Source organism: Streptomyces sp. NPDC059816 (assembly GCF_042732055.1).
Lineage (GTDB): Bacteria > Actinomycetota > Actinomycetes > Streptomycetales > Streptomycetaceae > Streptomyces.
Genome location: NZ_JBHWIQ010000005.1, coordinates 99615 through 122974, shown reverse-complemented (window position 1 = coordinate 122974; position 23360 = coordinate 99615). Strand labels below are relative to the sequence as shown.

The 23360-nt window shown below is 71.9% G+C and carries 19 protein-coding genes and 1 pseudogene; 6 read left to right on the top strand and 14 right to left on the bottom strand.

Annotated elements, in window-relative coordinates; all coding sequences use genetic code 11:
• The first annotated feature begins 46 nt into the window (after nt 1-46).
• Nucleotides 47-1723, top strand: a complete 1677-nt coding sequence (locus tag ACFV88_RS08955) for a PA14 domain-containing protein (RefSeq protein ID WP_385487627.1) — start codon at nt 47-49, stop codon at nt 1721-1723.
• Nucleotides 1724-1747: 24 nt separating this feature from the next.
• Here the strand turns inward: ACFV88_RS08955 and ACFV88_RS08950 are convergent, their stop codons facing one another.
• From ACFV88_RS08950 to ACFV88_RS08935, 4 genes are all read right to left on the bottom strand, one after another.
• Complete coding sequence (locus ACFV88_RS08950) at nt 1748-2383, bottom strand: dihydrofolate reductase family protein (protein ID WP_385487625.1); 636 nt, start codon at nt 2381-2383, stop codon at nt 1748-1750.
• Nucleotides 2384-2535: 152 nt separating this feature from the next.
• On the bottom strand, nt 2536-3798 hold the full coding sequence (locus ACFV88_RS08945; protein WP_385487623.1) for a DUF418 domain-containing protein: 1263 nt from the start codon (nt 3796-3798) through the stop codon (nt 2536-2538).
• Nucleotides 3795-4412 (bottom strand): TetR/AcrR family transcriptional regulator, encoded by a 618-nt coding sequence (locus ACFV88_RS08940; RefSeq protein ID WP_385487621.1) that lies wholly within the window; start codon nt 4410-4412, stop codon nt 3795-3797. Before ACFV88_RS08940 ends, ACFV88_RS08945 begins: the two co-directional genes overlap by 4 nt.
• Nucleotides 4413-4570: 158 nt before the next feature.
• Nucleotides 4571-4999 (bottom strand): hypothetical protein, encoded by a 429-nt coding sequence (locus tag ACFV88_RS08935; protein WP_385487619.1) that lies wholly within the window; start codon nt 4997-4999, stop codon nt 4571-4573.
• A 159-nt stretch (nt 5000-5158) separates the two neighbouring features.
• Here ACFV88_RS08935 and ACFV88_RS08930 point away from each other — a divergent pair, with 159 nt between their 5' ends.
• Both ACFV88_RS08930 and ACFV88_RS08925 read left to right on the top strand, forming a co-directional pair.
• Nucleotides 5159-6280: an NADAR family protein gene (locus ACFV88_RS08930; protein WP_385487617.1), complete on the top strand. Its 1122-nt coding sequence runs from the start codon at nt 5159-5161 to the stop codon at nt 6278-6280.
• Nucleotides 6281-6876: 596 nt separating this feature from the next.
• Nucleotides 6877-7234, top strand: a pseudogene (locus tag ACFV88_RS08925) (hypothetical protein); the annotation flags it as partial.
• A 65-nt stretch (nt 7235-7299) separates the two neighbouring features.
• On the opposite strand, the gene ACFV88_RS08920 reads toward ACFV88_RS08925, so the two are convergent.
• Complete coding sequence (locus ACFV88_RS08920; RefSeq protein ID WP_385487615.1) at nt 7300-7845, bottom strand: dihydrofolate reductase family protein; 546 nt, start codon at nt 7843-7845, stop codon at nt 7300-7302.
• 156 nt (nt 7846-8001) lie between these two features.
• Between ACFV88_RS08920 and ACFV88_RS08915 the strand changes: the two genes are divergently transcribed.
• Nucleotides 8002-8907 (top strand): LysR family transcriptional regulator, encoded by a 906-nt coding sequence (locus ACFV88_RS08915; protein WP_385487994.1) that lies wholly within the window; start codon nt 8002-8004, stop codon nt 8905-8907.
• Here the strand turns inward: ACFV88_RS08915 and ACFV88_RS08910 are convergent.
• Nucleotides 8865-9341 carry a hypothetical protein gene (locus ACFV88_RS08910; protein ID WP_385487613.1) on the bottom strand — a complete coding sequence of 159 codons (477 nt, stop codon included), beginning with the start codon at nt 9339-9341 and terminating at the stop codon, nt 8865-8867. The two genes, ACFV88_RS08915 and ACFV88_RS08910, sit on opposite strands and share 43 nt — an antisense overlap.
• Before the next feature lie 946 nt (nt 9342-10287).
• Here ACFV88_RS08910 and ACFV88_RS08905 point away from each other — a divergent pair.
• Nucleotides 10288-11484, top strand: coding sequence for a response regulator transcription factor (locus ACFV88_RS08905; RefSeq protein ID WP_385487611.1), 1197 nt, complete (start codon nt 10288-10290; stop codon nt 11482-11484).
• A 75-nt stretch (nt 11485-11559) separates the two neighbouring features.
• Here ACFV88_RS08905 and gdhA read toward each other — a convergent pair whose 3' ends face one another.
• From gdhA to hrcA, 8 genes are all read right to left on the bottom strand, one after another.
• Nucleotides 11560-12918 carry an NADP-specific glutamate dehydrogenase gene (gdhA, locus tag ACFV88_RS08900; protein ID WP_385487609.1) on the bottom strand — a complete coding sequence of 453 codons (1359 nt, stop codon included), beginning with the start codon at nt 12916-12918 and terminating at the stop codon, nt 11560-11562.
• 196 nt (nt 12919-13114) lie between these two features.
• On the bottom strand, nt 13115-14017 hold the full coding sequence (locus ACFV88_RS08895; protein ID WP_385487607.1) for a ribonuclease Z: 903 nt from the start codon (nt 14015-14017) through the stop codon (nt 13115-13117).
• A 3-nt stretch (nt 14018-14020) separates the two neighbouring features.
• Nucleotides 14021-14374 (bottom strand): histidine triad nucleotide-binding protein, encoded by a 354-nt coding sequence (locus ACFV88_RS08890; RefSeq protein ID WP_385487992.1) that lies wholly within the window; start codon nt 14372-14374, stop codon nt 14021-14023.
• A 113-nt stretch (nt 14375-14487) separates the two neighbouring features.
• On the bottom strand, nt 14488-17796 hold the full coding sequence (locus ACFV88_RS08885; protein WP_385487605.1) for a S41 family peptidase: 3309 nt from the start codon (nt 17794-17796) through the stop codon (nt 14488-14490).
• Between the two features lie 261 nt (nt 17797-18057).
• Nucleotides 18058-18813 (bottom strand): 16S rRNA (uracil(1498)-N(3))-methyltransferase, encoded by a 756-nt coding sequence (locus tag ACFV88_RS08880; protein WP_385487603.1) that lies wholly within the window; start codon nt 18811-18813, stop codon nt 18058-18060.
• Complete coding sequence (locus ACFV88_RS08875) at nt 18810-19883, bottom strand: nitronate monooxygenase (RefSeq protein ID WP_385487601.1); 1074 nt, start codon at nt 19881-19883, stop codon at nt 18810-18812. The genes ACFV88_RS08880 and ACFV88_RS08875 overlap by 4 nt, the downstream gene beginning before the upstream one ends.
• A gap of 282 nt (nt 19884-20165) precedes the next feature.
• Entirely contained in the window at nt 20166-21299 is a 1134-nt protein-coding gene (gene dnaJ / locus ACFV88_RS08870) for a molecular chaperone DnaJ (RefSeq protein ID WP_385487599.1), read from the bottom strand.
• Nucleotides 21300-22316 carry a heat-inducible transcriptional repressor HrcA gene (hrcA, locus tag ACFV88_RS08865; RefSeq protein WP_385487597.1) on the bottom strand — a complete coding sequence of 339 codons (1017 nt, stop codon included), beginning with the start codon at nt 22314-22316 and terminating at the stop codon, nt 21300-21302. It abuts the gene before it with no gap.
• A gap of 262 nt (nt 22317-22578) precedes the next feature.
• Here hrcA and ACFV88_RS08860 point away from each other — a divergent pair, with 262 nt between their 5' ends.
• On the top strand, nt 22579-23307 hold the full coding sequence (locus ACFV88_RS08860; RefSeq protein WP_385487595.1) for an MBL fold metallo-hydrolase: 729 nt from the start codon (nt 22579-22581) through the stop codon (nt 23305-23307).
• Nucleotides 23308-23360 lie beyond the last annotated feature (53 nt).

Sequence of the window (23360 nt, the reverse complement as noted above, 5' to 3'; positions counted from 1 at the left end):
CGGGCCCACCGCTCGGCGGGCGCTACAAGAGGGACCGAGGCACTGAATGAACCCAGCAAGACGCACCACGACGGCCAGCGCCGTGGTGTTCGCGGTGGCGGGTGGACTGCTCACCGCCGTCGTTCCGGCGGCTCCTGCCGCCGCCGCGCCGAACTGCGCGTCCCCCGTGTTCACCCGGCAGTTCTTCGCCAACACCACGTTCTCGGGTGCGCCGAAGAAGACGGACTGCGACGGCTCGGTCAACGAGAGCTGGAGCGGTTCTCCGGCGCGCGGTCTGCCCAAGGACAAGTTCGGGGTCCGTTGGACGGTGACACGTGACTTCGGGTCCGGCGGCCCCTTCTCGCTGCCCGTCGAGGCGCGCGACGGCATCCGCGTGTACGTGGACGGGGCCCGCAAGGTCGACCTCTGGCGGGACGTGTCCCGGACCGTGAAGAAGACGGTGAACGTCACCGTGCCGAAGGGCCGGCACACCCTGCGGGTGGACTTCGTCAACTGGACGGGGCCCGCGAACGTCAAGTTCGGCTACACGCCCCGCACTTCGGCGAGCGTGGACCGGGTCAAGCCGCTGGTGCCCGCGGGTCCCGCGGTGAGCTACGACCGCACCCGCAGCAAGGCGCGCATCAGCTGGGCGAAGAACAAGGAGCTGGACCTCGCCGGCTACCGGGTGTTCCGGCGGGCCAGCGGCGACGCGTTCTCCTCCCGGCCGCTCACCACCACCAGCGCCACCTCGTACACCGACACGCTGCCCAAGGCCGGCACCACGTACCACTACGAGGTCCGCGCCCACGACAAGGCGGGCAACCAGTCGGCCGGCACCGCCGACCTGAAGGTCGTCGCCGTGGACGAGGTCGCACCGGCCCCCGTCACCGGGCTGGCGGCCACCGGGAGCACGGCGGGCAACCGGGTGTCCTGGAAGGCGTCCGCGTCCCGCGACACCGTGCGCTACCAGGTCCACGCCTCGCCGATCGGGTCACCGGACCCGGACGGCCCGACGCTCGTCACCGGCACCTCGTTCCACGACGGCGGCGCGGTGGTCGGGCAGCCGACCCAGTACCGGGTGCTCGCCGTGGACGCGGCGGGGAACGTGTCAGCGGCGGCGAGCACGACGGCCGTGCGGGTCGCCCCGGCCGACGTGCCGGTCCCCGAGGAGCTGACCGGCAAGCCCGAGGACGAGGCCAGCGTCGTCGCGTTCGAACTCATGGTGGACACCGACGGGACGGGCGTCGGCGGCTACCGCCTCTACCAGCGGCAGGGCACCACGGACGGTTGGACGGCCGCCGCGGACATCGAGACGTACGAGCAGCGCGGGCGGCACACCGCCGCGAAGGCGGGACGGACCCAGTACTACGTGGTGGCGCTGGACGGTCAGGGCCGGGAAGGTGCGCCCTCCCGGACCGTCACCGTCAACCGGGTGACCCCCGTGTACGGGACGGAACCGAGCCGCCCGCAGCTGACCGTGGACCGTGAGGGCAGCCCCCACACCGGCAGCTTCGTCGTCAAGGTCAAGCCCGCCGCTGCCGACAAGGACCGCAAACTGGGCGGATACATCTGGGAGTTCTCCGGGGCCTGCGGATACTCCTCGTGGCAGCGGATCTACGGCCAGACCGGGACGATCACCTGGCAACCGACCTGGGACGGTCCCTGCATGCTGTCGGTGCGGGCCGCGGACTACTACGACACCAGGGCCGGCGCGGAGGCCGTCCGGGAGTTCATGATCCGCTGACCCGGGCGGGTGCCGGGGGCGGCTTCAGCGGTCGCCTCCGGCACCCCGGTCCGGTGCGCTCATGTCCCCCGTGGCGGGCGTGCCGTCGGCGAGCCCGTAGCGCAGGTGCACGGTGCCCTTCGGGGTGGCGGCCGGAGGGGCGAGCAGAGTGACGTTGGTGGGCACCGCGCCGTCGGCGAACACCTTCTTGCCGACTCCGAGCACGATCGGGTGCAGCCACAGGTCGAGACGGTCGAAGAGCTTTTCGCGCAGGAGGGTCTGTACGAGGTCCAGGCTTCCGACGACCTTCACGTTCTCGTGGCGGTCGCGGACCTCGCGCACCGCGCGGGCCAGGTCCGGGCCGAGCAGTTCGGACCCGGCCCACGGGAGGTCGGGCCTGCCGCGGGAGGCCACGTACTTCGGGACGGCGTTGAACAGGGCGGCGAACTCGTCGCCGTCCTGGTGCGGCCAGTAGGCGGCGAAGATGTCGTACGTCCGCCGGCCGAGCAGCAGTGCGTCGGTGCCTTCGTACGCGGCGCTGATCTGTGCCCCGGCGACCTCGTCGATCAGGGGCGCCTGCCAGCCGCCGAACGGGAACCCCGCCGGGTCCTCGTCGGGGCCGCCGGGCGCCTGCCCGACGAGGTCCAGGGTCGTGAACAGCTCGATGTGGATGAGGCCCATGGGCTACTCCCGGTGCGTCGGTGCGTTCTCCGTCAAGAGATAGCCCCGTGGGCGCCCACGGGCCCATCGCCGCGCCGGGACGCGGCGTGACGCAGTCGGGTGGAGCAGTCGTTTCGTCCGGCCGGCCCCTTGGTGCAGCGCAGGGACGTCGCTCACCGCTTCGCGGTCCACGTCGGTATCCGCCACACCGTGACCGCCCTCAGGGCCCATTCGGCGGGACCGTAGCGGTGGGTGCGCAACCACCAGTGGCTCATGAGGAGTTGGGCGACGTAGATCAGCGGGACGACGGCGACGACCGTCAACGGGCTGAGCCGGTCGACCAGTCCGAATCCGTAGCCGGTGAACAGGACTCCCAGGGTGGCGGATTGGAGGAGGTAGTTCGTCAGGGCGGTCTTGCCGAGCGGGGCGAGCGCCCGCTGAACCGCACCGCCCGGCCGGGTGCGGAACAGGGCGAGCCCGAGGACCACGTACGAGGCGGTGAGCAGCGGGGCGGTCAGTTGGCCCACTCCGAAGGCGAGGGTTTCCCGGGCGGAACCCTGGGCGTAGGCGGCGCTGGTCGCGTAGAAGACGGCGCCGGCGAGGCCGATGGGGCCGCCGATCAGCAGGGTGCGGCGGAGCAGCGTGCGGTACTGCTCGGGCCGGGCGAAGAGCTGGCGGCGGCCCGCCGCGTAACCCAGGAAGAACATGGCGAGCGCGTTGGCGCCCTGGACCAGGACGAGGATCGCGAAGGTCTCCGCGAGGTGGCCCGAGTGGAAGCCCGCGGTCGCCGCGGCGTCCCCGCCGAACGCGGCGAGCTTGTCGGCGGCTTCGGAGTCGGCCGGGGCGTCCGAGCCGCCGTCCGTGAGAGCGGCGAGGCCGAGGAGCAGCCAGCCGACGCTGATCGTGACGAGCAGGGCGACCGCCACCTTGACCGCCCGGGCCGGCGCGGTGGAGCGGCAGGCCAGCAGGATCAGTCCGAGCAGCGAGTACAGGGCCAGGATCTCGGCGTAGTAGAGCAGGGCGCCGTGCAGCAGACCGAGCACGAGCAGGCCGGCCTGGCGGCGCAGCATGCGGGGGCGGAACGAGGCGCCCGCCCGTTCGGCGGCGCCCATCTGGAGCGTGAAGCTGTAGCCGAAGAGGAACGAGAACAGCAGGTAGAACTTGGTCTCGAAGAGCAGGGACATCGTGAACCTGACGGCGTGGTCGAGTCCCGAGTCGTAGGTCGGATTGCTGGTGGTGCCGGCGTAGTAGGGGTCGGCGAACGCCCAGACGTTGACGATGAGGATGCCGAAGAGGGCGAAGCCCCGCAGGGCGTCCACGTTGAGGAGGCGCACGGCTGCCGCTCCCTCGCCGGCGCCCGCTCCTGATTCGGGGCTCGCGTGCGGGCGCGGGTGTCGCGCTCCGGTGGCGCTCGTGCCGTGGTGGGTGTCCGTCACGGCGCCTCCCCCTCCGGGTGCTCCTCGCGGAGCAGTGCGGTGACCATGCGGCGCAGGACCGGTGCCTGTTCGCGCGGCTGGAACTGGGGGTCGGCGGCGACCCGGGCGAACACCCCGTCGACCAGGGCGGCGAGCCAGGTGGCCGCCGCGTCCGCGGTCAGGGGGGTGCGGAGCTGTCCGGCTTCGTCGGCGGCGCGCACCAGGGCGGCGAGGCCGTCGCGGAAGGAGCGGTCGTTGGCCTTGAAGCGGGTGGCCACGTCCTCGTCCCGGTGGGCCTGGGCGGCGATCTCCAGGGCCAGGCCCGCGAAGACGGGATCGGCGGCCAGGGCGCACACCTCCTCCAGGAAGGCGAGCAGTGCGGCGAACGGGTCGTCCGCCAGGGCCAGTTCGGCCACGGAGGCGGCGGTTTCCGCGCCGTCGCGCTCCACCAGGGCGAGCAGGACCTCGTGTTTGGACCGGAAGTAGTGGAAGAGGTTGCCGGAGCTCATGCCGACGGCCGCGCAGATGTCGGCGGTGCGGGTCGCCTCGTATCCGCGTTCGGCGAAGCAGACGGCAGCGGCGTCGAGCAGCGCCTTGCGCTTGGCGGCGCGCTGGGCCGGGTTCACGGTTCGCATGGATCGAATCTTACATTGACCGGTCACTTAATTAATACCCTCGGGGAGCGTCGCCCCGTCTCAGCTGATCTGGTCCGGTGCCGGCATTTCGAACCGATACCACGCCCGGGCGGTCAGCCAGGACCGGCATGCGAGGGGCCTAGATGGTGCCCTTTGGGTTAGTACGCCGTGGTCGTACCCGGCTCCGCAGGGATCTCACCGCGGAGCAGACGGACAAAGGCATCAGCGAACTTCACCAGGAGGGCCGTATCCAGGTCGCGGTTGAACGACTCTGCCCCGCCGCCGGTTCCGAACGCGTTCACGACGTCCTTCGGAATCGCGGGGGCCCACCGCATCAGCCGCTGCCGCACCCGCTCCGCCAGGGCGAGCACCATGGCGATGCGCTCCGGATCAACTCCCACGTGCTCATCGAGGCACGACGAAACACACCCCATGAAGCCCGTGGTCGCCTGTGATCGCCAATCGGCCCGGGCAGCATCGAGCCACGCCGGACGATCGGCGACATCGTCTGCCTCTTCGGACAGGAGGTAGAGGTACACCTCGGCCTGAAAGTCACGCGCCCAGAACCCGCATCCGCGGTGGTCCATGTAGGAGCTCCCCATGGGCTCAGTAGAGCATTACCTCGCGAAAGCTCCGCGTTCGACCACCAGGTTCAGCGCCGGACGACGTGTCGGACCTTGAGGTGTGGGGAGCCGCCCAGAGGATGTTCACGGTCCGGGCGGCGATGGCTGCGGCACAATCCCGGGATGATCGGCAATCGGATCACTCATCGCACAGCGGACGGCGTCCGCATACCCGGGACCTGGCGGCACGCCTTCATCCGCAACGGCGACCGCTACTTCCTCACTGACCTCTTCATCTACGCGGACGGGCTCATCGACTGCTGGGGCCTGGTCACCGTCGAGGAGTTCGACGAAAAGCTGCGCGCCGGCTGGGTGGCCACCAGCTTTCCGGAGGGTGGCGAGGCGTCCGCCCACGAGCTGGCGGACTGGACGTTCAGCGAGCCGGAGAGCCGACTCACGCCCGAGCTGCTGGCCGCCGAAGTCCGCGACGCCATCGACCAGCTGAACGGGCGGCCCGACTCGACGGACCGCTGCCTGCTCGCTGTCGACGCGTTCCTCGCCGACCGGACCGAGGAGAACCGGGCCGCGGCCCGTGCCGCGTTCCTTGCCGTCCCGGAGCCGCAGCGCCGCTTCGCGCTGGGCGACATGGACAGCAAGGACTGGGCGCTGCGCGTACTGGTGGCAGGGCCTGGTGGCCGGACCTACCTCTCGTTCGACGGGACGGTCACGCAGGAGACCTACGACAGCGCCCTCGCGTACTTCGAGGAGCGGGCCCGGTGGAGGGCCCAGAGGGCCACCCGCGTCCCTGCGGACGGACCGGCGGCACCGCACGCACCGGCTGTCAAGCTGTACCACTCGTATCCGAGCGAGCCGGTGGCCGATCCCGGAAGGCTCGGCCTGCGGCACGATTACCCGGCCCCGATCACGGTCGCCGACACCGGCTACCCCTCCGTCGTCCATGCCTACTGGGCCTTGTCGGTCGCCGAGCCCGAGACGCGGCACACGATCGCGACGGCGGAGACCGCCTCCGCAGCGCGGACGCTCGCGGCCGGGGCACCCCGCCGCGAGGACTGGGAGCACGTCCGGACCGCCGTCATGACGCACCTGCTGCGCGCCAAGTACGACCAACACCCCGAGCTGGCCGAGATCCTGCTGGCGACGGACGACGCCACTGTGATCTACGACGACATGAACTCGCCCTTCTGGGGCGACAATGCCGGCGAGGGCCGCAACTGGTCGGGGCGTCTTCTCGAACTCGTGCGCTCCGAGTTGCGGATGCGGCGGGCAGGGATGTTCGGGGTGTGAGCAAGCCGGATGCACGGCCTCACCAAGCCGGTCGGACTTCGATGAGAATGACCGAACTTGGGGTCCCCGTAGCACTCGGGAAAGATCGGGCGGATATGGCTGAGCAGCTCCAGGTCGATCCGGACGCCATCCGCGCGTACGGGCGGGCGGGCGAAGACCCGCACGGAGCACTTGCGGCTGGCGGCGCGGTACTTGAGATGGATGCCGGGCTCGGGATGACCCGGCTGCGATGGTTGGGCACGGGGCCGGTGGAGGCGTCGCCGGCAGCGGTGAAAAGCGGAGATCGCGAAACTGGAGTTCCTGTACTCCGACCCCGGCCAGCGGTTGCCGATCACCCTCTACCGCGCCGCGTCCAAACCCGAGGCGGAACCTGCGTTCCCGCTGACGGGACCACTGCCGACCCGCCAGCGTAGCGTTCACCTTCACTTCATTGCAACGCCGAGAGGGATGTCGTTGCGTTAAAGCCAAAACCATTGCAACAATATCCGCCCTACGACCTGCATAGATACAGATCCTTCGCAATATCCTTGTTGCCGTGATGATAAATGCAACGTAGCGTTCTCATTATCAGAAACAACGAATCGAAGGAACGCACGATGCAGAAGTTCGACACCCCGGCCCCGATCTCCGCCGACCGCGCCGACACCACGGCCGAGGCCCTGTGCCCGTGGACGCCTCGAAGGCCCGCGACGTGACAGCGGCGGCGCAGACCACGGTCGAATACGGCGACGGGGTCCTGCGGATCGAGGCCGCACCGGCGAAGAAGCGTGCGTCAAACTCGACGAGGCCGCGAGCGCCCGCCTCACCCTCCTCGCCGGTGACGTGTCGATCGACGCCGCCCGCGGAGTCTCAGCCTCCCTGGACGCCGGCACCACCCACGGCCGGATCCACAACGCGCTCAAGGACACCGAAGGCGTCGCCGACCTGCACATCCGTGCGACCACCGCCTACGGCGCCAACCTGACCGCCCCGCCCCGCCCCGCACCAGTGGTCACCCGGCGCGGGCCGATGCGGGTGCGTCAGGCCGCCGGTGCCGGGCGGTAGTCGAGGACGATCGCGCCCGAGCTGAAGGACTGGGTGCCCGCGAGCGTCCAGGTCTTCGGGGCGAGGCCGTCCACGAACAGGCGCTTGCCGGTGCCGACGGTCACCGGGTAGAGGAACAACTTGAGTTCGTCGACCAGGTCGTGCTCGATCAGCGTGTTGACGAGCGTGGCGCTGCCGTAGATCAGGAGGTCGCCGCCCGGCTCGGCCTTGAGCTTGGCGACCTGTTCGACGACGTCGCCGTCGAGGATCGCCGCGTTCCAGGTCGCCGTCTGCAGCGTGGTGGTGGCGACGTACTTGGGGATGTGGTTCATCCGCGCGGTGAACTCGTCCGACTCGTCGCGCGGGGGCCACGTCTTCGCGAAGATCTCGTACGTCGCGCGCCCCAGCAGCAGGGCGCGGCTCGCGCGCAGTTGGCCGTTCTGGTACTTGGCGTGCTCGTCGTTCCAGAACGGGCCGGTCCAGGCGGGGTCCTCGACCACGCCGTCCATCGTGATGTACATGACCGCAACGACCTTGCTCATGCGGAAGTCTCCGTTTCGCAGGATGAGGGAGTGCGCTCCGAGGCCCCGGGGGCCCTTCGGACGCGACCCCTTCAGCGTGCAAGATCAGCGCGCGGCGCAACAAGACCCGACCGAGCCACGCAAGGTTGAGCACGATTAAACGATCAAGGGGTGAGCATGCTGGAACGGATGGAGCTCGAAGCGTTTCTCACACTCACCGAGGAGCTGCACTTCGGGCGCACCGCGGAACGCCTGCACGTCACGACCGGCCGGATCAGCCAGACCATCCGCAAGCTCGAACGCCGCGTCGGCGGCCTGCTGTTCGAACGCAACAGCCGCAAGGTGACGCTGACCGCGCTTGGTGAGCAGCTGCGCGACGACCTGCGCCCCGCGTACGACCAGATCGCCGCCGGGCTCGCACAGGCGGTCACCACGACCCGCGGCGGGCGCATCGAGGGTGTGGTACGCGTCGGCTTCTCCGCGCCGTGGTGCGGCAACCTGCTCGTCAAGGCCGCCGACCGGTTCCGCGTGCGCCATCCGGACAGCGTGGTGGAGATCGAGGAGATCCAGCTCCTCGACCCGCTCGGCCGCATGCGGGCCGGCGAAGTGGACCTGCAACTCACCGATTTCCCCATCGACGAGCCCGACATCGTGCAGGGTCCGCTGATGTTCGCCGAGCCGCGCGGACTGCTGGTGCCCGCAGGCCACCCCTTCGCAGGCAAGGACTCCGTCTCGATGGAAGACCTCGCCGACACGACGCTGGTCACGATCGTCTCGGAACACATCCCCGAATACTGGATGGACCACCACTTCCCCCGAAGAACCCCGTCCGGCCGGCCGATCCCGCAGGGGCCGGCCACCCGCTTCTGGCCCGAGGTCCTGGTCCACGTCAGCATGGGCGTCGGCGTCAGCACGGTGGCGATGCGCGCCCGGGACTTCCACTCCCGCCCGGGCCTGACCTTCGTCCCGCTGCACGACGCCCCACCGATCGACTACGGCTTCCTGTGGCCCCGCACCGGCCTGAGCCCCATCGCCTCGTCCTACCTCGACATCGTCCCCGAACTCGCCACCCCCATCCGCTGACCGCTCCCGATCCCGGTGTTCCTCAACGTCGATGTCGGCGGTTGTGTTCGTCGTTCTCGGCGGTGACGCGGGCGGAGGTCGGGGGCGGAGCGACCCTTCTCCGCGAGGTGCTTGAGTCCGGAGCGTCGCAGTTGGTGGAGCGTGTAGCCGCTGCCGTGCGGGTCGTGCAGCGCGGACGCGGTCTTGAACAGGCGCTCGGCCCGCGGGTACGACAGGCGGCCTCGGCCGGTCGCCGGGTCGATGTCCGCCAGGGCGGGGGCGCGCCTGCCGGAGGCGGGGGCCCGGCGGTCGGCGAGGAACACCGGTCCGATGACGCGGCCTTGGAGCAGGCGGGGCAGCAGGCGCGCGGTGGGAGTCTCCCCGTGCACGTACGCGGTGCCGCCGCCCTTCTCCGCCACCCGGCCGCGGTGGAACTCCAGGTCGAGGCCGGGCACGTCGAGCCCGAGCAGTTCGTCCGCCCGCGCGCACGTCTCGTACGCGAGGCGCTAGAACGCGCGTTCCCGCAGGGCAGAGCGGTCGTCGGTGAACAGCCGTTTCCAGCCGGGCGCGGGGGACGGCCTTGTCTCGGTCGCGAGTCACCTTGCGGCGCTCCAGCCGCCGGCCGGGGTCGGTGGTCAGCCAGTCTTGGCGCGCATCTCCATGTCACATGAGGAATTGGCGACCGAGGCGGCGAGGAAGACCATCCGTCAGCCATATCCGCCCGGTCTTTCCCGAGTGCTACGGGGACCCCAACTTCGAGAATGACCGAACTTCGCCGAGACGGGTCACCCGCTCCCGTCACTACCTTGATTGCGTGTGCTTGCCGGCCCGTCGTCCCCCACGGGACCGTGGAAGGCACACCACCCCGTCACGCCGATCACGACGCGTCCGAGACCTGCTTTCACGGCCCGACCGCCGCATGCGTGTCGCGACGGCCCGTGAAGGTCCGCGAGCGCCGTCGAAAGGAGGACCTCGATGCGCACGGTCGGTGCGGGGACGACACGGAGGGGACCGCGCCGGACGACGGTCTCGGCTCGATCCGGTCCTCGTCGTCCCGGAGGTGGTGACCGTTCGTGGGTGCTCCACGGCCTGCACGGCGGAAGGGGGCGCGTACCGTGCTGTGTCGGTGGATGCGGTCGCGAACCCTCACCGACGGGCAGGCCCTCGCCGTTGCGGCGAGGGCACTCACCGCGGTGGATGACGCGGTCGTCAACGCCGGCAAGCTCGAACGACCGCGGCACCGGGGTCCGGCCGTCGATCGGCGGTCGGACCCTGTACCTGTTCTCCGTACGGCCCTTCCAGGTAACCGCATCCGGCGGCAAAGGCCAAGGAGTGTCCGTACACCGTTTCCGACCGGGAGCACGAAACGTGTTTCGTGCCGGGTGAGAGGGGTCATCAGCCGTGTCCGCACCAGTGGGTTCGTGCCGCACCTGTGGTGGCGTCCTGCCCCCTGCGCGCACCTCGGGGCGTCCCCGCCAGTACTGCTCCAGCACCTGCCGCTCGGCGGGACGCCGGGCCCGCGCCCGCGAGGCCGCCCTCCGACTCCAGGACGGCGGGCCCTGCACGGCGGAGTTGGCCGGCCGACGCTGCCCGCGGCCGGCCGAGCACACGCTGATCGTCAGCGGGACGCCGTTCCGCTTCTGCGCCGCGTGCCACACCGTGACCGCCCAGTACCTCATGGACCAACAGGTGCCGGCCTCCGAACTCGTGACGACTCCCCGGCCCGTCTCCGCCGAGCCGCCCCGTCCGCGCGCCGAGCCGCCCGCCCGGTCCGGGGCGGGGCCGTCCCGCCCGTCCCGCGTGCTGCTGATCGAGGACGACGACGCGATCCGCGAGGCGCTGGGCCTCTCGCTGAAGCGCCAGGGGTACGACGTCCTGACCGAGGGCACCGGCCGCGCCGGGCTGCGCAGCGCCTATCTGCAAAGCCCCGACCTGGTCCTGCTCGACATCATGCTGCCGGACCTCGACGGATACGAAGTGCTCCGCAGGTTACGTGCGGTCAGTGACGTCCCGGTCATCCACCTGACGGCCCGCAGCGATCCCGTCGACGTGGTGGTCGGTCTGGAGAACGGCGCGGACGACTACATCGTCAAGCCGTGCCAGCCCCGGGAGATCGGCGCCCGCATCAGACGGGTGCTGTACCGCCACCGGGCGGCGGAGCGCCGGCAGGGGGACGTGTTCGACGACGGGCTGCTCCGGCTGGACTCCCCGGGGCTCCGGGCGTGGACCGCGGGCTCCCCACTGGCCCTCTCCGCGACCGAGTTCCGGGTGCTCGACCGGCTGGTGCGCCACGCGGGGACCGTGCAGCGCTTCGCGACGCTGCTCGAAGCGGGCTGGGGCACCGCGGACCCGGGCGCCCGCGACCGGGTCAAGTTCACCGTCTCCCGGTTGCGCGGCAAGCTCGACGCGACACCGGTGGGGGGCGATTCCCTCGTCTCGGTCCGCGGCACGGGCTACCTCTACCGCTCCCCCGCCCTGCCCGCTCCGCCGGCCGCCGGGCCCGCCCCCGCGCCGGCCGGCTACGGCCACGCCCGCATGGTGCGGGGCGCGACCCGCAAGCCGGACCGGGGACCGACGGGAACGGACGCCCTCGGCTGACCGACCCCGACGGGACCCGAGCCGGAACCGGTCAGCCGGGACCCGTCAGCCGGGGCCGGTTCAGCCGGGCCGACGTCAGATGACGCCCTGCGCCAGCATCGCGTCGGCGACCCGCTCGAAGCCCGCGATGTTCGCGCCCGTCACGTAGTCGCCGGGGGCGCCGTACCGCTCGGCGGTCTCGTGGCAGGTGGCGTGGATGTCGTTCATGATGTGCGTCAACTCGTCCTCGACCCGCTGCGCCGACCAGGACGTACGGGCGTGGTTCTGCGCCATCTCCAGGGCACTGACCGCGACGCCGCCCGCGTTGGCCGCCTTGCCGGGGCCGAAGGCGACGCCCGCCTGCTGGAACAGGTGGACCGCCGCGGGCGTCGTCGGCATGTTCGCGCCCTCGGAGACCGCCTTCACGCCGTTGCGGACCAGTACGGCCGCGGCGGCGTCGTCCAACTCGTTCTGGGTGGCCGAGGGCAGCGCGACGTCGGCGGGCACGTCCCAGACGCGTCCACCGGGCACGAAGCGGGCCGAGGCGCCCCGGCGCGCGGCGTACGCGTCGACACGGCCCCGCTCGACCTCCTTGATCTGCTTCAGCAGCTCCAGGTCGATGCCCTTGTCGTCCACGACGTACCCGGAGGAGTCCGAGCAGGTCACCGGGTTCGCCCCGAGGGCGTGCAGCTTCTCGATGGTGTAGATCGCGACGTTGCCGGAGCCCGAGACCACCGCGGTCTGCCCCTCCAGGTCCTCGCCGCGTTCGCGCAGCATCGCCCCGGCGAACAGCACGTTGCCGTACCCGGTGGCCTCCGGGCGGATCAACGAGCCGCCCCAACCGCGGCCCTTGCCGGTGAGGACGCCGGCCTCCCAGCGGTTGGTGATGCGGCGGTACTGGCCGAAGAGGTACCCGATCTCCCGGCCGCCGACGCCGATGTCGCCCGCCGGCACGTCGGTGTGCTCGCCGATGTGCCGGTACAGCTCCGTCATGAAGGACTGGCAGAACCGCATGACCTCGGCGTCGCTGCGCCCGTGCGGGTCGAAGTCGCTGCCGCCCTTGCCGCCGCCGATGCCGAGGCCGGTCAGCGCGTTCTTGAAGATCTGCTCGAAGCCCAGGAACTTGACGACTCCCAGGTTGACCGAGGAATGGAAGCGCAGCCCGCCCTTGTAGGGGCCCAGCGCGCTGTTGAACTCGACGCGGAAACCGCGGTTGACCCGTACCCGACCGCGGTCGTCCTGCCACGGCACCCGGAACATGATCTGCCGCTCCGGCTCGCACAGCCGCTCCACGATGCCCGCCTCGGCGTACTCGGGGCGCACCGCGAGGACCGGTGCCAGGGTCTCCAGGACCTCGTGGGCGGCCTGGTGGAACTCGGGCTGGGCGGGGTTGCGCTGCTCGATCTCGGTGAGGATGTCGCCGAGTACGTTCTGCATGTCGGATCGCGTCGTCACAGAGGGGCCTTCCTTGCGCGGCTGTCACCGGATCGGCGGGAACTGCGGCTCGCCCGGGTCCGGTGCGTCCATGAGCGCTCGGCGCCGTTGCCGTGCTCGGGGCAAGGTAAGTGTGACGTGCAGGTAAACGTCTTGACCAGTACCCGGGGGTCGGGCGGCTCAGCATGTGAGACGGGCCCGGGGGGTCGGGCGTTGCCTACCGCTTCGGCAGCGCCACCCTGGTCAGGTCCGCGGCGACGGTCAGCTCCCCGGTGAACCCGGCGGCGCGGGCCTCCGCCTCGAAGGCGGCGGGATCGGCGTAACGCTGGCTGAAGTGGGTGAGGACCAGGTGCCGTACCCCTGCCGCGGCGGCGACCCGGGCGGCCTGCGCCGCGGTCAGATGGCCGTGCTCCACCGCCAGGGACTCCTCGCTCGTGAGGAACGTCGACTCGATGACGAGCAGATCGCACCCCTCGGCCAGGGCGTGCACCCCGTCACACAGCCGGGTGTCCATGACGAACGCGAACCGTTGGCCGCGCCGCACCTTGCTGACCTCGTCCAGGTGGACGCCCCGCAGTTCGCCGTCCCGTTGCAGTCGGCCCACGTCCGGGCCGCCGATCCCGTGCTCGGCGAGGAGCGCGGGCAGCATCCGGCGGCCGTCCGGTTCGACGAGGCGGTAGCCGAAGGACTCGACCGGGTGGGAGAGCCTGGCGGTCTCCAGACGGTACGGTCCCGGGTCCGCGAGGACGCCGTCGGCCGCGGCGGGCGCCTCGGTCAGTTCCACCGTCTCGCGGTAGGCGGTGGCGTAGCGCAGCCGGTCGAAGAAGCGTTGCCCCGAGGCGGGGTAGTGGCAGGTGACGGGGTGCGGGACCCGGTCGAGGTTGATGCGCTGGATCACCCCGGCGAGGCCGAGCGAGTGGTCGCCGTGGAAGTGCGTGACGCAGATCCGGTTGATGTCGTGCGCGGCGACCCCGGCCCGCAGCATCTGCCGCTGGGTGCCCTCCCCCGGGTCGAACAGGATGCCCTCGCCGTCCCAGCGCAGCAGGTAGCCGTTGTGGTTGCGGTGTCGCGTGGGTACTTGGCTGGCCGTGCCGAGGACGACGAGCTCACGGGCGGACACGGGTCAGCCGGGGGGCCACTGGAGGCCGCGGCCCGCCAGGACGTGCGCATGGGCGTGGAACACGGTCTGCCCGGCGCCGGAGCCGGTGTTGAAGACGATGCGGTAGCTCTGCGTGTCGTGCGCGGCGGCGACCCGTCCGGCCTCCCGCAGCACGTCCGCGGCGACCTCGGGCGCGGCGGCGGCGAGCGAGGCAGCGTCCGGATAGTGGACCCGCGGGATGACCAGGACGTGGGTCGGTGCCTGGGGGTTGATGTCCTGGAAGGCGACCGTGGTCTCGGTCTCCCGGACGATCGTCGCGGGCACCTCGCCGGCCACGATCTTGCAGAACAGGCAGTCGTCCTGCGGCTGTCCAGCCACGTCGGTCACGTCGCTCACGTCTCCTCACGGGTCGGGTTCGGGCGTGCGCCCCGGCGGTGCCGGGTACGGGGGCATGCTATCGGTGGCCGGCCCGCCGCCGGGGCGTCGGATCGCTAGGGCAGCTGCGGGGGCGTCTTCGCGGGGTGCCGGGCAAGGGCGTCGAGGGCGATCCGGACGGCCTCGTCCAACTGCCGGTCGCGGCCCGCCGCGTGGTCCTGCGGGGCCTGGACGACCTCCACGTCCGGTTCGACGCCGTGGTTCTCGACGTCCCAGCCGTACCCCTCCAGCCAGAAGGCGTACTTGGGTTGGGTGACGAGGGTGCCGTCGACGAGCCGGTAGCGGCTGTCGATGCCGACGACACCGCCCCAGGTGCGGGTGCCGACGACCGGGCCGATGTCGAGGGCCTTGATCGCGGCGTTCACGATGTCGCCGTCGGAGCCGGAGAACTCGTCGGCGACGGCCACCACCGGGCCGCGCGGGGCGTCCTGCGGGTAGCTCACCGGGCTCTGACCGCGGGGCAGGTCCCAGCCGACGATCCGGCGGGCCAGCTTCTCCACGACGAGTTGCGAGGTGTGGCCGCCCCGGTTCTCGCGGACGTCCACGATCAGGCCCTCGCGGATGACCTCCAGCCGCAGGTCCCGGTGGATCTGGGCCCAGCCCGGGGCCATCATGTCCGGGACGTGGAGGTAGCCGAGGCGCCCGCCGGACCGTTCCAGGACGTGGGCGCGGCGGTCGGCGACCCAGGCGTGGTAGCGCAGCGGCCCCTCGTCGTCCAGCGGGAGGACCACGACGTGCCGCGGGGCGCCGCCCGCGGCGGGGAGCACGGTGAGTTCCACGGGTTTGCCCGCGGTGCCGGCGAGCAGCGGAGCGGGGCCGGTGACCGGGTCCACCGGGTGCCCGCCGACGGCGAGGACGGCGTCCCCGCTGCGGACGGCCACCCCGGGTGCGGCGAGCGGGGAGCGGGCCCGCGGGTCGGAGGTCTCGGAGGGCAGCACCCGGTCGATGCGCCACCGTCCGTCGGGGTGCCGGGAGAGGTCGGCGCCGAGCAGGCCCTGGGCGCCGTCGCCGTGGCCCCAGCCGCCGCCCGGCATGACGTAGGCGTGGGAGGTGCCGAGTTCGCCGTGCACCTCCCACAGCAGGTCGACCAGGTCGTCGTGGGTGGCGACCCGGTCGAGGACGGGCCGGTAGCGGTCGAGGACGGCGTCCCAGTCGACGCCGCCGAGGTCGGCCCGCCAGAAGTGGTCGCGCATCAACCGGCCGGTCTCCGCGTACATCTGGCGCCACTCGGCGGCCGGGTCGATCTGGTGGCGCACTCGGGAGAGGTCCACGGTGAGGTGGGCGTCGCCGTCCTCGTCGGAGGGGGCGCGCCGGTCGCTGGGGACGACCTTCAGCTTGCCGTCCGTCCACAGCAGGACGCGTTTGCCGTCGCCGGTGACGGCGAAGTGGTCGGCGTCGGACGCGAGGTGTTCCATCCGGCGTTGGACCAGGTCGTAGCGCTCCAGGTCGGCCTTGGGGTGCGGGTCGTCCGGGGTGGCGCGGGCCGTGCCGAGGACGCCCACCACGGGGTGGCGCAGCCACAGGACGCCGTCCTTCGCCGCGCGGAGGGTGGAGTAGCGGCCGGACTCCACGGGGAAGGGGACGATGCGGTCGGCGAGCCCTTCGAGGTCGATGCGGGTGGTGGGGGCGCCTTCGCTGTCCGGGGTCTCGTCCTTGTCGGGCGTCTCGAAGGGGCGGCCGTGGCGCTGCGGTCCGAACGGGGACGGGGTGGTGGCGGCGAGGGTGATCAGGTGCGGGCGGGAGCCGTCGACGAAGACGAGGTCGAAGACGTGCTCGTCGTAGACGGGGTCGAAGGCCCGGGCGGAGAGGAAGGCGAGGTGCTTGCCGTCGGCGGTGAACGCCGGCGCGTAGTCGCGGAACCGCAGCGGGGTGGCCTCGGTGACGGTCCCGTCGGCGGTGTGGGCGAGTTTCAGCTGCCGCAGTGGGCCGGGGCCGGCGTGTGACCAGACCAGCCAGGCCGAGTCCGGGGAGAAGGCGAGGCCGGAGGCGTCGCCGTGCTCGCCGCGGTCGATCTCCCGGACCTCGCCGCTGGTCCGCTCCACCAGCAGGACGCGGCCGTCGTGCGCGGCGACCGCGGCGCGGGAGCCGTCGGGGGCCACGGCGAGGGCCACGACCCGGCCGAGTTCCCCGGCGCCGATGCGGCGGGGCGGGTGCGCCGTGGTGGCGGGCGCGGTGGTGTCGGTGGCGGCGGTGCCCGTGCCGGTGGCGCCCGTGGCGGCGTCGGCGGGGGCGGGCTCCGCCGGGTCGATGGGGGCCGGGCCGCCGGGCAGCGGGGCGCCGGTGGCGGGGGCGAATTCCAGTGCGTCCTCGCCCGTCGCGTCGGTGACCCAGACGACGTGTTCCTCGCCGTCCGCCCGGAAGGTGCGCGGCATCCTGGCCCGGACGCCCGGCTCGGCGGCGAGGGCGCGGGCCGGCCCTTCGCGGTGGGTCACCCAGTGGACCGAGCCGCGCACCGACACCGCACTGCCGCGTCCGGTGTGGTCGGGGGAGGCGGCGCCGAACCAGCGTTCGGCGCTGACGGGGTGCGGCTGGAGGTCGGTGCGCTGGCCACCGAGGCGGATGTCGAGACGGCGGGGCACGGCGCCCGACAGGTCGTCCAGGAGCAGGAGTTCACCGGCGCTGGCGTAGACGAGGCGGGTGCCGTCGCCGGCGGCGTGCCGGGCGTAGAAGCCGTCGAGCGGGGTGTGGCGGCGCAGTTCGGTGCCGTCGGCGAGGGAGGAGTACACGGCGCCGACGCCCTCGTGGTCGGAGAGGAACGCGATCCGCTCCCCCACCCGGACGGGGTACTCGATGTTGCCGTCGAGGTCGGCGTGGAGGCGGACGAACGTGCCGTCGCCGGTGCGGTCGATCCACAACTTGCCCGCGGTGCCGCCCCGGTACCGCTTCCACCAGGCCGCTTCGCGGTTCATCCCCGCGGAGAGGAGCACCGTCCGGTCGCCGGGTCCGGTCACGACGTCGCCGACGGGGCCGTGCGGCAGGGTTTCGGCGGGGCCGCCGTCGAGCGGGACGGCGCGGGCCCAACTGCGGCGGATGCTCGCCTGGTCGTGGGAGCCGAGGACGAGGACCCGACCGTCGTCGGTCCAGCCGCGGACGGTGGTGCGGGAGCCGCCCCAGTGGGTGAGCCGGCGGGACGGGCCGCCGTCGACGGGCGCCAGATGGACCTCGGGGGCGCCGTCGCGGGTGGAGGTCCAGGCGACGGTGGTGCCGTCCGGGGAGATCCGCGGATGGTTCACGGGCACGTTGTCGGCGCTTACCCGCCAGGCACGCCCACCGTCGAGTGGCGCGATCCAGACGTCGTCCTCTGCCGTGAAGGCGACCAACTCGCCGTGGACATGCGGGTACCGGAAGTACGCAGACTGAGTCACCCGATCACCCTAGGCAGCGGTGGGTTCCCAGGTCACCGGTTTCGATCACATTCAAAGGCACGGCCGTCCCGTCGCCCTCCAGGCCGCCGCACCGAGACGCCCAGAACTCAGGGGCGCGAGGAACTACGCAACCCCCAACGGAACAGCGCACGCGCACCGGAACGCACAGAAATCAGGGGCGCGAGGAACTGCGCAAACCCCCCAGCGCACCGCGCAGAACAACGCACGCGCACCGGAACGTACGGGTCGGGGGGCCGACCCTCAGGACCAGCGTCCGGTGCGAGCCAGCACCAGCCCGGCGGCCACCGTACCAGCAGTGGAGGTCCGCAACACGCTCGCCCCGAGCCGATAAGCACCCGCACCCGCCTCGGCGAAAGCCGCCAACTCCTCGGGAGAGACACCCCCTTCGGGACCGACGACGAGGACGATCTCCCCGGCACCGGGGAGATCGGCAGTGGCGAAGGGCGCACTGCCGTGGTGCTGGTCCTCGTGCAGGACGCCCGCGAAGTCGGCGGTGGCCAGGAGCGCGGCGACCTGCTTGGTGGTCATGACGTCCGCCACCTCGGGGAAGCGCACCCGTCGCGACTGCTTGCCCGACTCCCGAGCGGTGGCCCGCCACTTGGCGAGGGCCCGGCCGCCCCGGTCGCCGCGCCACTGGGTGACGCAGCGGGCGGCGGCCCACGGGACGATCGCGTCGACGCCGGTCTCCGTCATGGTCTCCACGGCGAGTTCGCCCCGGTCGCCCTTGGGCAGGGCCTGGACGACGGTGAGCCGCGGCGCCGGGGGCGGTTCCTCCTGGGACGAGGTGACGTGCACGAGCAGTCGGTCCTTGCCCTCGGAGCCGGTGACGACGCAGTCCGCCCAGCGGCCCTGCCCGTCGGTGAGGACGATCTCCTCACCGGCCCGCAGCCGTTTCACGGACACGGCGTGCCGTCCTTCGGGGCCGTCGAGGACGAAACGCCCGCCGGGAGCGTCGAGGCCGTCGAGGCGGGGGACGACGAAAACGGGTGCGGTCACGAGGCCCTCCCCACGGCCAGGGTGTCGACGGCGTCCGCGGTTTCCGCCCACAGCACCTCGACCAGGTCCCCGGCGGGCATCTCCCGGGCGAGCCGGTGGCCCTGGCCCGCCCACAGGGCCATGCCCTGCGGGTCCGCGGCCTTGGCGGCGGCCTTGCGCAGCGGGCCGGTGAGGTGGTGGACCTGGGGGTACGCGGCGGGGGCGTAGCGGCCGTGCTCGCGCAGGAAACGGTTGACCAGGCCGCGCGCGGGGCGCCCGGTGAACGCGCGGGTGATCTCGGTGCGGGTGAACAGGGGGTTGGTGAGCGCCTGTTTGTGCATCAGGTGGGCGCCGGACTCGGGGGTGGGCAGGAAGGCCGTGCCGAGTTGCGCGGCATCGGCCCCGGCGGCGAGCACGGCGGCGATCTGGGCGCCGCGCATCAGCCCCCCGGCGGCGATGACGGGGATCTCCACGTTCTCCCGGACCTGGGTGACGAGGGCGAGCAGCCCGAGTCCGGTGCCGTCGTTGTCGAGGCTGTCCCGGTGGGTGCCCTGGTGTCCGCCCGCCTCGATGCCCTGGGCGATCACCCCGTCGGCGCCGGACCAGGCGACGGTCCGTGCCTCCTCGGGGGTGGTCGCGGTGACGAGGGTGAGGGTGCCCGCCTTGCGGAGGGCGGCGATGACCTCGCGGGTCGGACAGCCGAAGTGGAAGGAGACCACGGGTACGGGGTCGTCGAGGAGGATCGCGAGCTTGGCGTCGTAGCCGTCGTCCCGACCGCTGTCGGGGTCCCCGAGCTCGGTGTCGTACCAGCCGGCCTCACCGGCGAGCTGGTGGCCGTAGACGTCCACGACCGCCGGGTCCGCGTACTCGGGTTGGGGCATGAAGACGTTCACGCCGAAGGGGAGGGACGTCAGGCTCCGCACCTGCTTGATCTCCTGGTACATGCCGTCGGCCGTCTTGTAGCCGGCGGCGAGGAACCCCAGTCCGCCCGCTTCGGACACGGCTGCGGCCAGCTGCGGCCGGGACACCCCGCCCGCCATCGGGGCCTGCACGATCGGGCACGGAAGGAGATCGGTCAGTGCGGAGGACATGACGGCATGTTGTCACGTCCTCCACACAAGTCCGAATCCAGCCGTACATCTGGCATATTCCGGCCGTGCGTGGATACGGGTGGATCTTCGACGGGAGCACAGCTGCGCTGGTCAGCGCGGTGCTTGAGGTTTGCACCAGCTCGGGAGCGGCGATTGTTCGCCAATTCCCCGACAGCTCTAGCGTTTTCGCACCGATGCATGGGCGACCCCCGCCCGGACGAGAACCGGGACGGGGGTGCCCCACTACGGAGGGTGGCGATCCGGCCGCCGCGACGCACTGCGTCAGCGACCGTTGAACGCGTCCTTCAACCGGGAGAAAAGCCCCTGCTGACCTGGCTGGAACTGACCGATGGGGCGCTCCTCACCGCGCAGCTTCGCCAGCTCCCGCAACAACCGCTCCTGCTCGGCATCGAGCTTGGACGGGGTCTGCACCTCTACGTGCACGATCAGGTCACCCCGACCGCCGCCCCGCAAATGCGTCACGCCCCGACCGTGCAAGGGGATCGACTGGCCGGACTGGGTACCGGGCCGGATGTCGATCTCCTCCATGCCGTCCAGGGTCTCCAACGGCACCTTGGTGCCCAGCGAGGCCGCCGTCATCGGCAGCGTCACCGTGCAGTGCAGATCGTCACCGCGCCGCTGGAAGACCGCGTGCGGCAGCTCGTGGATCTCGACGTACAGGTCACCGGCGGGGCCGCCGCCCGGGCCGACCTCGCCCTCGCCCGCGAGCTGGATGCGGGTGCCGTTGTCGACACCGGCCGGGATCTTCACCGTCAGGGTGCGACGGGAACGGACCCGGCCGTCGCCCGCGCACTCCGGGCACGGGGTGGGCACGACCGTGCCGAAACCCTGGCACTGGGGGCAGGGACGCGAGGTCATGACCTGGCCGAGGAACGACCGGGTCATCTGCGACACCTCGCCCCGACCGCGACACATGTCACAGGTCTGGGCACTGGTGCCGGGCGCCGCGCCCTCGCCGTTGCAGGTGTTGCAGACGACGGCGGTGTCGACCTGGATGTCCTTGGTGGTCCCGAAGGCCGCCTCGTCCAGCTCCACCTCCAGCCGGATCATCGCGTCCTGACCGCGCCGGGTGCGGGAGCGGGGACCGCGCTGGGACGCCGTTCCGAAGAAGGCGTCCATGATGTCGGAGAAGTTGCCGAAGCCACCGGCGCCGAAGCCGCCGGGTCCACCGCCCGCCTGGGACAGCGGATCGCCGCCGAGGTCGTAGACCTGCTTCTTCTGCGGGTCCGACAACACCTCGTAGGCGGCGTTGATCTCCTTGAACCGCTCCTGGGTCTTCGGATCGGGGTTGACGTCCGGATGCAGCTCGCGCGCGAGCCTGCGGAACGCCTTCTTGATCTCGTCCTGGGACGCGTCGCGGCGTACGCCTAGTACGGCGTAGTAGTCCGTGGCCACTTACGACTCCGCCAGGATCTGTCCGACGTAACGTGCCACTGCGCGTACTGCTCCCATCGTTCCCGGGTAGTCCATGCGGGTCGGGCCGACCACGCCGAGCTTGGCGACTGCCTCGCCGCCCGAACCGTAGCCCACCGACACGACGGACGTGGAGTTGAGCCCCTCATGGGCGTTCTCGTGACCGATCCTTACGGTCATGCCCGAATTCTCCGCCTCGCCGAGGAGCTTGAGGAGGACGACCTGCTCCTCCAACGCCTCCAGGACGGGCCGGATCACGAGGGGAAAATCATGTCCGAAGCGGGTGAGGTTGGCGGTACCGCCGATCATCAGCCGCTCCTCCGTCTCCTCGACCAGCGTCTCCAGCAGAGTGGAGAGGATGGTCGAGACACTGCCCCGGTCCTCGGTGTCGAACACCTCGGGCAGGTCCTGCACCAGTTGCGGCACGTCGGCGAACCGACGAGCCGCGACCCGGCTGTTGAGCCGCGCCCGCAGATCGGCGAGCGAGGTCTCGCCGAACGGAGCCGGGCAGTCGACCATCCGCTGTTCCACCCGACCGGTGTCGGTGATCAGGACGAGCATCACCCGGGCCGGGGCCAGCGACAGCAGTTCCACGTGCCGCACCGTCGAACGGGTCAGGGACGGGTACTGCACCACGGCGACCTGCCGGGTCAGCTGCGCCAGCAGCCGGACCGTGCGGCCCACGACGTCGTCGAGGTCCACCGCCCCGTCGAGGAAGTGGTGGATGGCGCGCCGTTCGGGGGCCGTCATCGGCTTGACCCCGGCCAGCTTGTCCACGAACAGGCGGTACCCCTTGTCGGTGGGGATGCGCCCCGCACTGGTGTGCGGCTGGGCGATGAACCCCTCCTCCTCCAGTGCCGCCATGTCGTTACGGACCGTAGCCGGGGAGACGCCCAGGCGGTGCCGTTCGGTCAGCGCCTTGGAGCCGACCGGCTCCTCCGTGCCGACGTAGTCCTGGACGATGGCGCGCAACACTTCCAGCCTGCGTTCACTGAGCATCGCGCACCTCCCGTTCCTCTGGTTCCCTCTGCGTCGACGCGGGCCCGAACCGGCCCCGCGGAACGGTGCCTGGCACTCATGACAGTCGAGTGCCAGCGTTCCCAGCCAAGTGTACGGCCGGTGGGTACGCACGTAGCAAGGCCGTGTCACGAGCCACTGCGCCGCGCCGTCCGGCCACGCGTCCCGGCCGGCCGGCCGACCGTGCGCCCGCCGGGTCCGGGGCAAAGCCGCGTGCCCGCCGGGAATGACCTAGCGTCACGGTATGCGGACGACACGGGACATCCCCTGGGCGACGGAGGGCTGGGAGCGGATCGGGCCCCGGACGGGACGGCAACGGCTGCCCGGCTGGGACTGCACGGTCGGGCTGGTCGCGGGCGAACGGGCGGCCCTGCTGGTGGACGCGGGCTCCACCCTGCGGGAGGGCGCCGAGCTGCGGGAGCAGACCGAGCGGCTGCTCGACGGCGGGCACGTCACGCACCTCGCACTGACCCATCCGCACTTCGACCACGTCCTCGGCGCGCCGGCGTTCCCCGGGGCGACGGTGTACGGGGCGGCCGGAATCGGTGCGCTGCTGGTCGCGGGGCGGGAGGAACTGCGGGACGACGCGGTGCGGTACGGGGTCGACCCCGGTGAGGCCGCGGCGGCGGCCGGGGCGCTGCGCGCGCCCGGGGTGGAGGTGACGGGGACGCTGGCCCTGGACCTGGGGGGCGTGTCGGTCGTCCTCGCGGACGTGGGACCCGGGCACACCGGGCAGGACCTGGTCGTGGTCGTCGCCGGGGAACCCCTGGTGGTGTTCTGCGGCGATCTCGTCGAGGAGTCCGGGGAGCCGCAGGCGGGGCCCGATGCGCACCCGGCGGCGTGGCCGGGCGCGTTGGACCGGGTGCTCGCGCTCGGCGGGCCGAGCGCACGGTACGTGCCGGGGCACGGGTCCGTGGTGGGGTCGGCGTTCGTCACGGCCCAGCGGGACGTGCTGCGCACGGCGGCGGGCTGAGGCACGGGCGGGCGGGGCGCCGGGCTGGGGCGGGGCCTGGGGCTGGGGCGAGG

Excerpts from the sequence above, each read along its gene's own strand:
- ACFV88_RS08955 (WP_385487627.1), top strand. The coding sequence starts at position 47 with ATGAACCCAGCAAGACGCACCACGACGGCCAGCGCCGTGGTGTTCGCG.
- ACFV88_RS08950 (WP_385487625.1), bottom strand. The coding sequence starts at position 2,383 with ATGGGCCTCATCCACATCGAGCTGTTCACGACCCTGGACCTCGTCGGG.
- ACFV88_RS08940 (WP_385487621.1), bottom strand. The coding sequence starts at position 4,412 with ATGCGAACCGTGAACCCGGCCCAGCGCGCCGCCAAGCGCAAGGCGCTG.
- ACFV88_RS08935 (WP_385487619.1), bottom strand. The coding sequence starts at position 4,999 with ATGGACCACCGCGGATGCGGGTTCTGGGCGCGTGACTTTCAGGCCGAG.
- ACFV88_RS08930 (WP_385487617.1), top strand. The coding sequence starts at position 5,159 with ATGATCGGCAATCGGATCACTCATCGCACAGCGGACGGCGTCCGCATA.
- ACFV88_RS08920 (WP_385487615.1), bottom strand. The coding sequence starts at position 7,845 with ATGAGCAAGGTCGTTGCGGTCATGTACATCACGATGGACGGCGTGGTC.
- ACFV88_RS08915 (WP_385487994.1), top strand. The coding sequence starts at position 8,002 with ATGCTGGAACGGATGGAGCTCGAAGCGTTTCTCACACTCACCGAGGAG.
- ACFV88_RS08875 (WP_385487601.1), bottom strand. The coding sequence starts at position 19,883 with ATGTCCTCCGCACTGACCGATCTCCTTCCGTGCCCGATCGTGCAGGCC.
- hrcA (WP_385487597.1), bottom strand. The coding sequence starts at position 22,316 with ATGCTCAGTGAACGCAGGCTGGAAGTGTTGCGCGCCATCGTCCAGGAC.
- ACFV88_RS08860 (WP_385487595.1), top strand. The coding sequence starts at position 22,579 with ATGCGGACGACACGGGACATCCCCTGGGCGACGGAGGGCTGGGAGCGG.